Source organism: Providencia sp. (assembly GCF_052096715.1).
Taxonomy (GTDB): domain Bacteria; phylum Pseudomonadota; class Gammaproteobacteria; order Enterobacterales; family Enterobacteriaceae; genus Providencia.
In genome coordinates this window covers 1-14,835 of record NZ_JBQDNB010000006.1, presented here as the reverse complement: position 1 = coordinate 14,835, position 14,835 = coordinate 1, and the positions used below count along the sequence as shown (strand labels likewise).

The following is a 14,835-nucleotide window of genomic DNA, read 5'->3' as shown; positions in this document are numbered from 1 at the left end:
GTAAAACTCCTGATTAATCAATTAAATGGAAAATGGCAGTGGCTTCAGCATGCTGTAATGCATACTCACGTAACTGATAAAAGCGGTCGCACATGACTTCGCTTTCTGTTTGAAATGACCAGATGCTGTACAGAATAAGGCAAACGACAATCCCTGCGGCTTCACAGCTGACCTCGGCTTCATTCCCGTTATGCATGTTGAACAGCGTCAAAGCCTCTTCCGAAACATCAGGATAGATAAAGACACCACCATTGGAGAGCGTGCAATACTCCCACCAGCCTCCATGATAATCATCGCAAAACTGTCCCATCGTCGTGAATATGACCACTTCAAAGGTAGTCCAGCCTTTCACTCCACCAAAATGATTGAGCCAAAAATCAAGGCGTTGTTTATCAGGAATGAGTGTCATTGTGATAGCGCATTCGGTTGTATTATTCATAAGTTGAGTCTCCAATAAAAAGAAATAAAAAAGCGCCAATCCCGTTAAGGACTGGCGCTGATTATGATAAATAATGTATTAACTTAAGGAGTTAAAAGAACCAGCTCCACATTGATTTAGCGACAGATATGATGCTGCTTTTGACTGTGCTAATCGTACTTTTTATCAGTAATGGAAGCGGAAGGATGTCTATCAAGGTATCGACAATATCACTGACACATTGCCCAAAATCATTACGTGCGGAATCTTCCACTGATAGCGTCCGGTAAGTACTGTTCAGTTGCCTAGCCACACCGCTACTGGCTTGTGCTGGTAATGTCTGTATGAGTTGTTCTGCGAACTCAGTAAGTTGATAGTTTTCTACCGCAGACACGACCATCACAGGGTGATGCGGCTTAAACGAGGTTATCACGGCTTGCTGCTTCAATACCAAGTTAGTCGCTTGCTCAGGGGATGGCTGTTGGCACTTAACATCCCATTGGCGGCAGGGCTCTATTTTGTCGGCTTGGTTTAGCACAAACAGAAAGCGGTTAGGTTGATAACCACATTGCTCAGTCAGAAAGCGGTAGCACTGTTCATCGGAAGACCATGCTCTGTCATCGGCTTTGAGTACCCATATAATTAAATCCAGTTCCGGCAATAAGTTGCGATAAAGCTGGTGGTACTCTTTATCCCGTTCAAGACTTTCCCCCACGCCGGGTAAATCAATAAAGGTGAGCGTATGGCTGTTCATAGTCATACTGAAGCGCTGGACTTGGCGTGTGCAGCCAGAGATATTACTGACAGGCGATAAGGGGGATTGAAATAGGGCATTGATGAGGCTGGATTTTCCTGCTCCTGTTTTGCCCATTATTCCAATGGAGGGTGAGTAGTTGATTAGGTGGTTGAGTTGGTTGAAGAAAGATTTTTGAAATGAATGAGGTAGAGCGGATAGGAGGGTTTTAAAATGTGTGTGCTGAGGCATATTACTCCTTGAAATAAAAGAAAATAACAGTCATTCAAGAAAATAATATATATCTGAAATTTTTTGTAATAATGCCGATGTATAAACAGGATCGGCAGCGACCGAACCCCAGCCCACCGCTGATTATCAGTGGTAAGTAGCTGAAGGGGTTGGAGGTGGGCACGCTCTACACCCTTACTCACCAAGCTGAACAGTTGATTATCTAGCTGACGGAGGGAGTGAAAGGCGGCTATGGACATCTGCTCAATGACGGACAAATATTGTCTATTTCCCCTAAAATATGACTGCTATCAAAATGCATTAGCAGAACGGGTAAATGAGAGATTAAAAATGGAATAAGCGCTGAACCGGCACCCAATGGGGTAAGGTATCTTGCCCAGTGACAGAGACCTGCTTAAGGGTAAAGCACGGCGTTTCATCGGGAAATTGCAATTGGCTTTTCGCAACAGGTACAGACAAACTCACATCCGGCGCCTTAACGCCCAATGAATCAGAACGATTATATTGGGAAAACTATAAAACTGTGACCAATTTTTGTTGACCACTACAGTGGCCAGTTTTAGTTGACCATTACAGAGAATCTTATCTGCATAGCATAGGGGTAATTAAGAGTATGACCAGGCTTGAGATTTGAAATCGTTAGGCAATGAACTGTTCCCCATCGATTCACACAGAATGCTGCTAGCAATGTCCGCAGATCGCTTAAAGTGGAAGAGAAGGGGGATTATATGCTGTGAGGTCAAATAGGTTAGTAGCTTTTTATAAACCACTAACCTTAGTTATAATCAAGAGAGGCTATAACCTATGCTCCGTGAATTAGCACTATAATGTTTTGAGTAGTCTTTGGCTAAGTAATTTAACCGTTGCATTAATACCGCATAATCCGCTTCAAACTTAGATGAGTTTTGATCTAAGCAGTATTTACCGTGAACAGGGTATTCAACTAGTGCCCCCGTATCCGTAATAGGGTCTAAATCGCTCTGTAACGCACTGTACCACGCTTTAGCAATCATCGTCGGTAGACTAGATTCATCTAAGTTATAATCACCTAGGTGATAGTAGGCGTCTTTATTGAAGATTAATACACAGTGGTAATGAGGGTACTCTGAACTCACCTGCTCTTTTACCCAAACATAACGTAAACGGCTAGGGTAAACTCGTTTATTGAGTCGTTTAGTATTGAGTTGATTATACTTGAGTCTTACGTTTAATGAATCAATGAAACGCGACATCACTTTATCTAAGTTGATAAAGTGAGTAGGCATATCATCGTTCTCATCAGTTTTAGGGAATCGTAAGTCTACGCGCAATGCCATAATACGTGTATAGTCTATCAATGCATGTGTTAACGTCTTTTTTATACAGCTTAAATATTTAAGGTTATGGGTAAGGGGGATTATTAGATATTGGTATTTCTTAGCGTTATGGGTGATGACGCTGTAATAAAGGTAATGCAGCTATCGATACTCGACGAATGGCTTAATGTTACTACCTTTGCTATTTAATAATGGCCTTTATATTAAATAGATTTATATATTGACATTGATACATGGCTATTGGTTTTTCGGTGTATAGTGTTCTGTTAAGAACTATGGGGAATATCAACGTTATTTTAGCATGATTATGCTATTCAAATTCACTTTTTTATTGAGCTTGCTGTTATATCATTATTTTACAATTATTATAATTTCTGATAAATGCTTTAAATTATAGATGAAATTTAATCAATGTTATACAGTACATTAAATAAATATGATTTATGTGTCAAACTTTCAGATAAGATAGCCTGATAATATTTCTTACTGTGGAAATGATTTTTTATTGCATATTTCTTTATGATATTATGTGAGAACTATTTTATATCTGTCATTTAAATATGTTGTGAATAATTTTTAGCATTTTTTTATTGTGGTGTGATATTTGTGATATTGGGGAATATTAATTTTTTGCAGGAATAGTATTCGTTTTTTATACTAAAATTAACCCATGACAATCGGCGTTAAATTTAAGGTTTATATTAAGGTAAGTGTATTCGATACTTGAAGTTATATCATTCGATATATGATTAATACCGGTAATTGATCATGAGTAATGAATATTGATTTTCAGTGAAATGGATAACGGACAGTTTGATAATCAATAAAATACAAAAAAAACGTGTACACAATGCAACAGCTGCTACATGTAGCAGCTGTTGCATAGCCATTGATTGATATAAATAAAATCCCGTGTGTTAACAGTCTTTTTTAGACTGATTTTCTTTCGCAATGAATAATGCTCGACGTAATAGCTCTCTTTTTTGATGGTCTATATTGGATAATCCTATGAGTGATCTAATATTAGAAAGCTCTTCCCCCAAACACTTTAAATGCTCATATAAGTAAGCAAGACAACCAAGACAATTATATAGTGTTGCCTCATTGAGAATACCTATCAGATTATTATTAATTTCATGTTTAGTTAAAATTTTATTTCTAATGATAAGGCTAGCTAATTCTTCATCCGTTAGCGATTTTTTCTCATTCGAAATGACGTCTCTTAATTTTTTGAGTGCGAGTTCAACAGAATCGAGAAGCCCATGAACGGATTGTGGGGCAATTCGATTGAAATGACCGTCATCGTAGAGAGTCATTTTTTTAATCATTCTATTATATACCATGATTGAATGTAGAACAGTTTGGTTATTGGGATTATTAACGACAGGATTTCTTAATGTATCAGCAACCGGCATAGTGGGATTTTCGACATCGGGAATGACGACTTGGAATTCAGTATATACACCTTGATTCGTTAAAATAGGATTGATATAGGCGAGTAATGTTCCGTACCGAATCGATTTTGGCTCAAATTTTATTTTTAATGCGAGATTGATAATGGCAAGTGTTGATGTAAAAAAACCTAAAGGGAATTCTTCAAATGCAATTTCGTTCATAACCTCTTTAATACTATCTAATTCGTTATTATAAAGCAGTTCAAGAATATGGAGGATTTTTATATATAATTCAAGTGATGGAACCTCTCTACAAAAATTATTCATTTCTTGTGATAATTCAAACATGCTAATTATATCAGGGGTAAGGTCAGGTAAATTGAAGGAAAATACGAGAGTGAGTAAAGATGGTTTAGATTGATTTTCAAATATAAAGTATTCTAGGGTATTAAGTATACCGTAAACAGAATTAGGGATACATTGACACTCACATTCAGGACCTTGACCACAATCACAGTTATCCTTGCAAATAGGGATATCTATTTTTTCGTGCAAAATTAGCTCGTTAATATAATCATAAAGTACATTTTCGCCTAAAAAAATAATATCTTCTTTAACATCCTGATAAATATATTGTTCTAGAAAAAATAGAGGATCTGAATCAGTGACTTTACTTTCGAGTAATTTTTTATAATTTGATACAAGTGGAGCCAGTAGGTGAGTTATTTTTTGAAAGGCGAGCAGTACGCTGAGAGAGGTATAAGCCACTCTCAGTTGCTCAAATTTAGTATCTTGCGGTTCGCCAATTTCTCTCGCCTCCCTTTTGCAAGCATCAATTGTGGTATCGATGTTACATATAGTTGAGAGTGATGTGGTTCTTATGTTGCTAATTGATGTTGTAATTTCATGGAGATTAACGATGGGGTTAAATTCTAACGTTTTGATGTAGTGCTTTAGATAGGCCCTCACGCTCTTACAGAGTGATTTGAGGTTGTGATGATGACTGGAATAATATTCACTTAATATAAAACGATGAATATGGCTGTAAAAATGTAATTGTTCTTTATCTATTGAAGCGCTAAGCGTTTTATACATATCTAATGCCACAATGGCGGGTATGATGGCTTTTGTATATTTTTTTAATATTTCTTTTTTTTCTAAATTAGAAACAACATATTGAGCAATAAGCGCATTATACAATTGCTCATATTTATAGAAAAACAATTGTCTTTCCGTTTGAGTAAAGACTTCTTTGTCGTCAATGATATTAATCAGTTTATGGTAAACCTCTTCGGGGTTGATGTTGTCATTACCATATTCTTTCGTTTTCAAATTACCTGTTTCTGCAAAAAAATCTTGATGAAATGAAAAATCTTTAATTTTCCTCTGATTTGCCAAATTTAGAGTTTTGTTCTTTTTATTTTCATTATGTCTTTTATTGTTGTTGATTTTCTCTATTTTTTCTTTATTTAAAACTGTTATTTCATAGGCAGTTAACATTAAATTAGCAAAGATATGGGTGTACATGATGCTCTCCAGTTGGTTTCCAATTTTCTACGAGGACATATTGCCAGATGATGTGGCAGATTAATATCACTTAAGAGCGCTAATCAATGGAGAGCGAAATGCATCATCTAAAAGAGAATATTAATCAGAATAGTTTGTCTATACGTATTTTGCGTATGACTGAGTTAACCGTCATTCTGGGTATATCTAGATCCAGCATTTATGAAAAATTGAACCCTCGTTCGAAGTATTACGACGAAGACTTTCCTAAGCCAATCAAGCTTGGTGCATCATCAGTGGGATGGCAATACGCCTCAGTTGAAAAATGGTTAGCTTCACGAATTAATTAATTTTGATTAACAACGGATGATAAAATGTCTCACAAAAATGAAGAGTTGTGCTTAAAAATCGAAAAACTGCCTAAATACTGTCAAGAAATGATTGTGCAGGTACATGCAAGGACGGGGGCTGCGGCTGAAATTATTTTTCCGACAATGCTAAGCGTTATGTCATTGGCGTGTCAGGATAGATTTGATGTTGAGCCTAGGCATGGACTGAAATATCCATTATCACTTTATAGCATTGTGCTTGCGAGATCCGGGTGTAGAAAATCGACAGTTTATAAACTATTCACGAAAGCAATTTCAGAATTTGAGCAACAACTAGAAGATGAGTTTCATCTTGAAAAGGCGTCCTATGATAGAAGTCTTGTGCTCTGGAATTGCACATTTTGCGCATTGGATAAACGTTATAAAAAAGCGCTGATGCAGGGAATAAATACGGATGAAGCTCTTCTAGATTTAGAAGCGTGCCTGAGCCAAAAACCGGCAGAGCCAGTAAAAAAACGTTTAATAATCAATGATTCAACAAGTGAAGCATTAAGCAAGGAATTGGGGCTTAGCTATCCAGTATTGACACTTATGTCCGATGAGGCTGGAGAGGTGCTTGAAAGCAACTTATTTCGAAAAACTCCATTACTAAATTCACTTTGGTGCGCTGATGGTAAAGCGGTAAGTCGAGCATCTAGTGACTGTTATGTTATCAGGGATTTCAGATTTGGAATGTTACTCATGTTGCAACCAACGTTATTTGACAATTTTTTAGTGAGAAGAGGAAAAAAAGTGCAAGGCTCAGGCTTTTTAGCACGTAGCCTATTAGTGGATTTAGACCAAATTAAACATCTAAGTAAGATAAACGGTGTTGCTCATTTCGATAAACTAAGCTTAGCGGGTTTTTCATCTACGTTGATAAACCATTTACAAAAAGGGATTAAACGTCGGGAGGATTCTGAAGAACGTGTTTGTATTACCCTTGCATATGATGCTCAGATGTTATGGGATAACTATTCTAAGAAGATAGCCACGATGATGAAACCGGGCGGAGAATTGCATGCCTATGATGACTATGCTGCACGCTTTATGGAGCATGCTTCTAGAATTGCTGCTGTCATGCAAATATTTATAACTCCCGATTCAGCGCTTATTACTAAGGAGATGCTTGAATCGGCAGTCTATATCGCTCAGTGGTATCTTAATCATTTTATCAAAAAAATAGATGATTTTAAGGAAGTCAGTGATGCTGAAAAACTCCTGTTATGGTTGGAAGAACATCTTGTCAGCAATAAATCTTATGATTTCAGGCGAAATGACATCATTAAAAATGGCCCCTATTCACTGAGGCGCTCTGACCGTTTGCGGCCAGCATTAGAAAAACTAAAGCAAGAAGATAAGGTTCAATTATTTGAAGAAAAGGGCATTAACTATGTCAAGTTTATCGGCGCTCAGATGGCCCCTGAAGAACTCGTGGAACGATTAAATATTCCTCTGAGTAGCAGAGGTTTATTCATGCTAAATAACTCACCAAGATAAGGATAACTTCAGAGTTATTTTGAATAATATTAGTGAGTAAGATTATATCATCAAGCTAGGTTTGTTGCGGCTTTGGGTGTGGTTGAGTATGTCTTTTATTGAGTGGAATAGTGCCGGTATAGGTAATATATACCATTCTATTAAATACAACGTAGCTCGTTATTATAACGTCTATCAATAACCTAAGCAATGATTATCTAATCGCATACCTATTGTGTCCATAACACGGTGAGTTATGGACACAATAGGTGCTTAAACAATGAATACAGATATCCCTATGATAGCAAGGTAATGAATATGTCATCTTACGCATTAAGTGAATTTGAATTTAATCAACTTGTAATCCTCGCTAGCCGTCGCTATGATTCCCTAATTTCCCCGCATATCCTATGTCGATTACTGGCAGTGGTTGATAATGCACTAGAACAGCATAACCGGATATTGGCGATCCGAGTTGATTTACGGTTCGCTCAGGATAGTATTCCTGATGCCCCAGATACGCCACTCTGTTTTCAACGCGCAGATGAGCGAGCCATTACCCGCTTTATCGAGTCACTGAAAAGCCAACTGCGAGCAGCTCATCATCGTGCTGGACGCTTTGGTACACCAGCACTCCCTTATTATGTCTGGGTAAGAGAACGTAACGAAAGTGAATATCCTCACTACCATTTAGTTTTGTTATTTAATCGTGATGTATACGGCTACTTAGGTAACTATTTACAAGATGATGCCAATAATATGGCGAACAGAATACAACGAGCGTGGTGTAGTGCTATTGGCTTAGGTTACCCAGACTATGCGTCACTGGTTAACTTTCCTAATAATCCCGTATTTCGATTTGATAGACGAGATGCTCTGACCCGTCATTCTAATTATCTTGATTTCTTATTACGAATAACGTACCTGACTAAAAAGAATACCAAGGAACTCAATACTGATTTTCGAAACTTTGGAACAAGTCAGGTTTGATTGAGAGGCATTAGCTCAGACTTGAACTGACAGGTATCGTTGGTAGAACACAATTACGCCTGACCGTCTGGTCTGAGTAAAGAATAGACGCTACCGTGGAACAGTCCAATTTGATAAAAACAGAGTATAGAAGCCAGTTCAAATCATGGATGCGCAATCGGCGTAATGGTAGTATTCCAGTACTACGGAAAATGCCATTCAAAGGTTGAACTATGGGTACTGTGATTTCTCTTGAAGTGTCAGGAATGGAGCTAGATTGGAGTAAGAACTCGCAGTATAGATCATGGAGGCCTGTTTCAAAGTGCCGATCATCACGTCAAGCCACTAGGTTCCGGCATAAAACCCTTACATTGAAAAATTAAAAGTTCCAAGCTCCTCGGTAAGGGATTATTAATAAATAAAGATAGCGTTGTAAGAAAAACCATTTAGATAATTCATAGGCTAATACATGTGTTTTGCCGAATGTGTTTTTTTAATATACCTTATATACATTAAATATAGGAGAATGTATGGAACCACTACTGCTGTTTAAAATTTTAGGTGACCAAACAAGACTCGATATCGTGTTGCTTTTGAAAGCATCTGGTGAGCTATGTGTCTGTGATATCTATACGGCCTTGAATTTATCGCAACCAAAGACTTCTCGACATCTAGCAATGCTTAGAGAGTCGGGTCTTTTGCTCGATTCAAAACATGGTAAATGGGTTCATTATCGATTATCTCCAGCATTACTACCGTGGGTGAAAAGTATCATTGATGTCACCTATGCCACAGAGAAAAATAGAGTTGCAGATTTACTCAAAAGCTTAGAGACAAAAGAACCTGCGAGTAGCTGTTCTATATAAAAATTTTTAAGTTAACATATTCGAAAAAACATATATAAGGTTGAGATATGAAAAAATTAGAAGTATTTGATCCCGCATTATGCTGTAGCACTGGTGTTTGCGGAACCGAAGTCGATCAAGCATTGGTAGACTTCGCAACAGATGTGGATTGGTTAAAAAAACAAGGGGCAAGTATAAGGCGTTTTAATTTAGCGCAAGAGCCTATGGAGTTCGTTAACAACACAAAAGCAAAAACATTTTTGGAAACCGCAGGCGCCGAGTCACTTCCACTATTGATTCTTGATGGTGAGATTGTGCTGACTGGTCGATACCCAAAACGACATGAGCTAGCAAGATGGTTTGGTATTCGGCCGAATATTGAAAAAGCCGAAATTGTTAAATCGTGTTGTGGTAATGGTAAAACGTGTTGTTAACAGGAGCAATAAAATGAAATTTTTAGATAACACACCTAATTATTTATTTTTTACTGGAAAAGGCGGAGTGGGTAAAACTTCTATTTCTTGTGCGACCGCAATTAAGTTGGCTGAAAAAGGGAAAAAAGTCTTACTGGTGAGCACTGATCCAGCTTCTAACGTTGGGCAAGTATTCTCTCAATCGATAGGCAACAATATTAAGCCAATAACATGGGCTCCAAATTTATTTGCTATTGAAATAGACCCTCAAGCTGCCGCTGAAGAATATCGAAACAAAATTATTAATCCAATCAAAGAAAGTTTATCTGAAGCGGTAATTCAAAGTATTACGGAACAGCTATCAGGTGCCTGTACCACAGAGATTGCAGCTTTCGATGAATTTACTGGGTTGTTAACCAATACCGAAATTACAAAGCAATTTGACTATATCATTTTTGATACCGCACCAACGGGGCATACCATCCGTTTATTACAACTCCCGAGTGCATGGAGTGATTTTATTACTGATAATCCTGATGGTGCGTCATGTTTAGGGCCAATGTCTGGTCTTGATAAACAACGTGAACAGTACAGCATGGCGGTGGAAGCGTTGAGTGATAAATCACTAACAAGGTTAGTATTAGTTGCACGACCTCAATCAGCGGCATTGAGAGAGGTTGCGAGAACCTATAGCGAGTTGTCATCTCTGGGTATCAGAAATCAGCAATTAATTGTCAATGGTGTTTTCCCTGAAACGGCGGTGACTGAAAATGATAAGTTATCCCATGCGCTCTACTCTCGTGAACAAGCGGCATTAGCATCTATGCCTGAAGCACTACGCTCGTTACCTGTCGATATTATTTATTTACAAAATATCAATATGGTGGGTGTCGATGCACTGAAGCAGTTGTTATCTAATGAGATGCCACAAATTCCAACTATTACCCCGACAAAACAACCTATTTCTTTACCCACCTTGTCAGAACTGGTTGGCGAAATATCTCAGTAACAGCATGGGCTGATTATGTTAATGGCCAAAGGTGGTGTAGGGAAAACAACGATTGCGGCATCAATCGCGGTTAAATTGGCAGAAAAAGGGCTTGATGTACATCTGACTACATCCGATCCAGCCGCGCATATTGAATCAACCCTCGATGGTGTTTTACCGAATCTTCAAGTTAGCCGAATTGACCCTATCGCTGAAACTGAACGTTATCGTCATTATGTCTTAGAAACAAAAGGGAAAGATTTAGATGCAGAGGGGCGCGCATTACTTGAGGAAGATTTGCGCTCTCCTTGTACTGAAGAAATTGCGGTATTCCAGGCTTTTTCTCGCATCATTAGAGACGCGGGTAAACGTTTTGTCGTCATGGATACTGCGCCGACTGGGCATACATTATTACTTCTGGATGCAACAGGGGCATACCATAAAGAATTGCTAAGAATATGGGTGAAAAAGGCCACTATTTAACGCCGATGATGCAATTACAAGATCCTGAACGCACCAAAGTCATTATTACGACACTCGCTGAAACAACGCCTGTGCTTGAGGCGGAAAATTTGCAAAATGATTTAATACGGGCAGACATACATCCGTGGGCGTGGGTAATCAATAACAGTCTATCTATCACGGAAACAACCTCACCATTGTTACTTTCAAGAGCAGAACAGGAAGTCGCTCAGATTGAAAAGGTGACATCAACATTGGCAAAACGTGTTGCTATTGTTCCTTTGCTTGAAACAGTGCCTGTGGGGATATCTGCATTAAGTCAGCTCGCAGAATAAGTTTTATTTTCTAAAAATAAAAGGTGCGGAAAAGCACCTTTTAAATGAGGTTGTTATGTTTATTGCCGCATTCATTTTTATTTTAACGATCACCTTTGTTATTTGGCAGCCCAAAGGACTGGGTATTGGCTGGAGTGCTACAGCAGGGGCTGTATTGGCACTGATCTTTGGTGTGATCAGTTTTCAAGACATCCCGATGGAATGCCACGGCGACATTTGTCGCCGTAATTATCATTAGCCTACTTTTAGATGAAAGTGGTTTCTTTGAATGGGCGGCATTACATATTGCCAAGTGGGGCGGGGGTAAAGGAAAACTGTTATTCTGTTATATCGTGTTACTTGGTGCAACTGTTGCGGCCTTATTTGCCAATGATGGCGCAGCATTGATATTAACGCCCATTGTGATTGCGATGTTATTGGCACTTGGTTTCAACAAAGGCACGACATTAGCCTTTGTCATGGCTGCCGGGTTTATTGCAGATACGGCGAGCTTGCCGCTGATTGTTTCGAACCTCGTGAATATCGTTTCTGCGGACTTCTTTAATATTGGATTTACTGAATATGCATCGATTATGGTGCCAGTGGATATTGCAGCAATTATTGCAACATTAGCGATGCTGCATTGGTTTTTCCGCAAAGATATTCCTAAACAATATGATGTTACCAAACTGAGTGAACCGACTTTAGCCATTAAGGACATGACAACGTTTAAAGCAGGTTGGCTGGTATTGGTACTGCTACTTATTGGTTTCTTTGTCTTAGAACCATTAGGTCTTCCAGTGAGTGCAATTGCGGCTATTGGCGCCTTAATTCTTTGGGTGATTGCAGCCAGAGGCCATACGATTAATACCCAAAAAGTATTACGTGGCGCACCGTGGCAAATCGTCATTTTCTTTTTAGGTATGTACTTGGTTGTTTATGGTTTAAGAAATGCAGGGTTAACCGATTATCTTTCTGAAACGCTCAATTACCTTGCAGACAAAGGGTTATGGGCAGCAACAATTGGTACGGGATTTATAACTGCATTTTTATCCTCAATAATGAATAATATGCCAACGGTATTAATTGGTGCTTTATTCATTGAAGGGAGTGAAGCGTCAGGGCTAATTCAACAAGCAATGGTTTATGCCAATGTGATTGGTGCCAATTTGGGGCCTAAGATTACACCTATAGGGAGTTTGGCGACGTTGCTGTGGCTGCATGTTTTATCACAAAAGAACATGAGCATTACATGGGGATACTATTTTAAAACAGGGATCATCATGACACTCCCTGTACTTACCGTCACTCTTATCGCTTTAGTGCTTCGACTTTCACTGTTAAATTAAGGCTAACCGAATGAATGAAATTACCATTTATCACAATCCAAATTGTGGCACTTCACGCAATACGCTTGCCATGATCCGCAATAGCGGCATTGAGCCAACGATTATTTATTATTTAGAAACACCGCCGACTAAAGATGTGTTAGTACAACTTATTGCTGATATGAAAATCACGGTAAGGGCGTTACTACGAAAAAATGTTGAACCGTATGAACAATTAGCTTTAGAAAATGATATTTATACCGATGACCAACTCATTGATTTTATGTTGCAGTACCCAATACTGATTAATAGACCGATTGTTGTTACACTAGTAGGAACTAAGCTTTGCCGACCTTCAGAAGTCGTTTTGGATATATTACCTCATTCGCAACAACGTGAATTTATTAAAGAAGATGGCGAGGTTATTGTTGATAAACAAGGCATCAGAGTAAAGTAAATCACTGACGATATTTATCATGATGAGCGTACCGATGTATGGCATCAGTACGCTCATGTTAATCCGGTACTTGCTTAAGGTCGTTGATATTGGTATTTTAAAAAAAATATACTATTCATAGGAACAGCTGATTATATTATGCGCCTTACGCCACCCTGAGATACCTCCTTCCTTTTAGGTTGATACTAAATCAGCCAATTTCCACATCCCTTCTTTGGGATAATTTCGTTTATTTAAAATATACTCTCCCATCTTGGGATTGATAGATTACAAGGTAGTCTAATATGCTTTTGTCATCCTCTCGTCAGGACTGGCTGGGTAACATCCGTGGGGATGTCCTAGCCGGTATTGTTGTTGCTTTAGCGTTAATTCCTGAGGCTATCGCATTTTCAATTATTGCAGGCGTCGACCCCAAAGTTGGGTTATACGCCGCATTTTCTATTGCGGTAATTATCGCTTTTATCGGGGGGCGCCCCGGCATGATTTCATCGGCAACTGGTGCAATGGCACTTTTAATGGTCGTTCTGGTGAAAGAACATGGCCTTCAGTACCTATTAGCTGCGACGGTATTAACCGGGATATTTCAAGTTATCGCCGGATATTTAAAGCTCGGTAATTTAATGCGATTTGTTTCACGTTCGGTGGTAACGGGATTTGTTAATGCGCTGGCTATCTTGATTTTTTTAGCGCAACTCCCTGAATTAACCAATGTGAGTTGGCATGTTTATGCAATGACCGCGGCAGGCTTAGGGATTATCTATCTGTTTCCATTAGTCAATAAAACCATTCCGTCTCCATTAGTGTGTATTGTTGTATTAACGATAATTTCAATATGGCTTGGTCTTGATATCCGAACGGTTGGTGATATGGGCGTTCTGCCTGACAGTTTGCCTATCTTTCTTTTGCCCGATATTCCCTTGAATATTGAAACGCTACTTATCATATTACCCTACTCATTAGCGCTTGCTGTTGTTGGCTTATTGGAATCAATGATGACTGCAACGATTGTGGATGATTTGACGGATACAACCAGTGATAAAAATCGAGAATGTAAAGGGCAAGGCATTGCCAATATAGCCACTGCATTTATTGGCGGGATGGCAGGATGTGCGATGATCGGTCAATCCATTATCAATATAAAATCGGGTGGCCGAGGTCGATTATCGACACTGGTTGCGGGTGTTGTTTTATTGCTAATGGTGGTTTTTCTTAATGATTGGGTATCAAAAATCCCTATGGCGGCGTTAGTTGCAGTGATGATTATGGTGTCAATTGGGACCTTTTCTTGGCAATCCCTTGCCGATATACGAGTCCATCCGCTATCAACCAGCATCGTTATGATAGCCACCGTCATTGTTGTCGTTTGGACCCATAACCTGGCTTACGGGGTACTTGTCGGGGTGCTCATCGCAGCGCTTAATTTTGCCAATAAAGTCGCGAGATACATGACAGTTACATCAAGACTAGACAGAAAGGTACGTCATTATGAAGTTCGGGGACAAATTTTCTTTGCCACATCGGAACGCTTTGTTAATGTCTTTGATTTTAAAGAAGACATTGATAAAGCGATTATTGATGTGAATCATGCTCATT

The 14,835-nt window shown here is 38.8% G+C and carries 12 protein-coding genes and 2 pseudogenes; 9 read left to right on the top strand and 5 right to left on the bottom strand.

Annotated elements, in window-relative coordinates:
- Positions 1 to 13 precede the first annotated feature (13 nt).
- The 5 genes from ACTH6U_RS06825 to ACTH6U_RS06805 form a co-directional block, all read right to left on the bottom strand.
- A complete protein-coding gene (locus tag ACTH6U_RS06825) occupies positions 14 to 439 on the bottom strand; it encodes an antirestriction protein (protein ID WP_441831878.1) in 426 nt (141 codons plus the stop codon).
- A 91-nt stretch (positions 440 to 530) separates the two neighbouring features.
- Complete coding sequence (locus ACTH6U_RS06820) at positions 531 to 1,403, bottom strand: GTPase family protein (protein WP_441831877.1); 873 nt, start codon at positions 1,401 to 1,403, stop codon at positions 531 to 533.
- Positions 1,404 to 1,727: 324 nt separating this feature from the next.
- Positions 1,728 to 1,868 (bottom strand): hypothetical protein, encoded by a 141-nt coding sequence (locus ACTH6U_RS06815; RefSeq protein ID WP_441831876.1) that lies wholly within the window; start codon positions 1,866 to 1,868, stop codon positions 1,728 to 1,730.
- A 320-nt stretch (positions 1,869 to 2,188) separates the two neighbouring features.
- On the bottom strand, positions 2,189 to 2,740 hold the full coding sequence (locus tag ACTH6U_RS06810; RefSeq protein ID WP_441831875.1) for an inovirus Gp2 family protein: 552 nt from the start codon (positions 2,738 to 2,740) through the stop codon (positions 2,189 to 2,191).
- An 896-nt stretch (positions 2,741 to 3,636) separates the two neighbouring features.
- A complete protein-coding gene (locus ACTH6U_RS06805) occupies positions 3,637 to 5,640 on the bottom strand; it encodes a hypothetical protein (protein WP_441831874.1) in 2,004 nt (667 codons plus the stop codon).
- A gap of 98 nt (positions 5,641 to 5,738) precedes the next feature.
- Here ACTH6U_RS06805 and ACTH6U_RS06800 point away from each other — a divergent pair, with 98 nt between their 5' ends.
- The 9 genes and pseudogenes from ACTH6U_RS06800 to ACTH6U_RS06760 form a co-directional block, all read left to right on the top strand.
- Complete coding sequence (locus tag ACTH6U_RS06800) at positions 5,739 to 5,969, top strand: helix-turn-helix transcriptional regulator (RefSeq protein ID WP_441831873.1); 231 nt, start codon at positions 5,739 to 5,741, stop codon at positions 5,967 to 5,969.
- 24 nt (positions 5,970 to 5,993) lie between these two features.
- Positions 5,994 to 7,487 carry a YfjI family protein gene (locus ACTH6U_RS06795; RefSeq protein ID WP_441831872.1) on the top strand — a complete coding sequence of 498 codons (1,494 nt, stop codon included), beginning with the start codon at positions 5,994 to 5,996 and terminating at the stop codon, positions 7,485 to 7,487.
- Between the two features lie 297 nt (positions 7,488 to 7,784).
- On the top strand, positions 7,785 to 8,456 hold the full coding sequence (locus ACTH6U_RS06790) for an inovirus Gp2 family protein (RefSeq protein ID WP_441831871.1): 672 nt from the start codon (positions 7,785 to 7,787) through the stop codon (positions 8,454 to 8,456).
- Positions 8,457 to 8,965: 509 nt separating this feature from the next.
- The gene (locus tag ACTH6U_RS06785; RefSeq protein WP_161738256.1) at positions 8,966 to 9,301 is read left to right on the top strand and encodes a metalloregulator ArsR/SmtB family transcription factor; all 336 of its coding nucleotides are present in this window, start codon (positions 8,966 to 8,968) and stop codon (positions 9,299 to 9,301) included.
- Positions 9,302 to 9,348: 47 nt separating this feature from the next.
- Complete coding sequence (arsD, locus tag ACTH6U_RS06780; protein WP_042847034.1) at positions 9,349 to 9,714, top strand: arsenite efflux transporter metallochaperone ArsD; 366 nt, start codon at positions 9,349 to 9,351, stop codon at positions 9,712 to 9,714.
- 13 nt (positions 9,715 to 9,727) lie between these two features.
- Positions 9,728 to 11,478, top strand: a pseudogene (gene arsA / locus ACTH6U_RS06775) (arsenical pump-driving ATPase).
- A gap of 55 nt (positions 11,479 to 11,533) precedes the next feature.
- Positions 11,534 to 12,806: pseudogene (locus tag ACTH6U_RS06770) on the top strand (arsenic transporter).
- A 10-nt stretch (positions 12,807 to 12,816) separates the two neighbouring features.
- Positions 12,817 to 13,242, top strand: coding sequence for a glutaredoxin-dependent arsenate reductase (gene arsC, locus ACTH6U_RS06765; protein WP_441831870.1), 426 nt, complete (start codon positions 12,817 to 12,819; stop codon positions 13,240 to 13,242).
- A gap of 284 nt (positions 13,243 to 13,526) precedes the next feature.
- On the top strand, positions 13,527 to 14,835 hold a 1,309-nt coding region (locus ACTH6U_RS06760), incomplete at its 3' end, for a SulP family inorganic anion transporter (RefSeq protein ID WP_441831869.1).

Coding starts and splice junctions, on each gene's coding strand:
- ACTH6U_RS06820 (WP_441831877.1), bottom strand. CDS start 1,403: ATGCCTCAGCACACACATTTTAAAACCCTCCTATCCGCTCTACCTCAT.
- ACTH6U_RS06790 (WP_441831871.1), top strand. CDS start 7,785: ATGTCATCTTACGCATTAAGTGAATTTGAATTTAATCAACTTGTAATC.
- arsD (WP_042847034.1), top strand. CDS start 9,349: ATGAAAAAATTAGAAGTATTTGATCCCGCATTATGCTGTAGCACTGGT.
- ACTH6U_RS06800 (WP_441831873.1), top strand. CDS start 5,739: ATGCATCATCTAAAAGAGAATATTAATCAGAATAGTTTGTCTATACGT.
- ACTH6U_RS06805 (WP_441831874.1), bottom strand. CDS start 5,640: ATGTACACCCATATCTTTGCTAATTTAATGTTAACTGCCTATGAAATA.
- arsC (WP_441831870.1), top strand. CDS start 12,817: ATGAATGAAATTACCATTTATCACAATCCAAATTGTGGCACTTCACGC.
- ACTH6U_RS06825 (WP_441831878.1), bottom strand. CDS start 439: ATGAATAATACAACCGAATGCGCTATCACAATGACACTCATTCCTGAT.
- ACTH6U_RS06785 (WP_161738256.1), top strand. CDS start 8,966: ATGGAACCACTACTGCTGTTTAAAATTTTAGGTGACCAAACAAGACTC.
- ACTH6U_RS06795 (WP_441831872.1), top strand. CDS start 5,994: ATGTCTCACAAAAATGAAGAGTTGTGCTTAAAAATCGAAAAACTGCCT.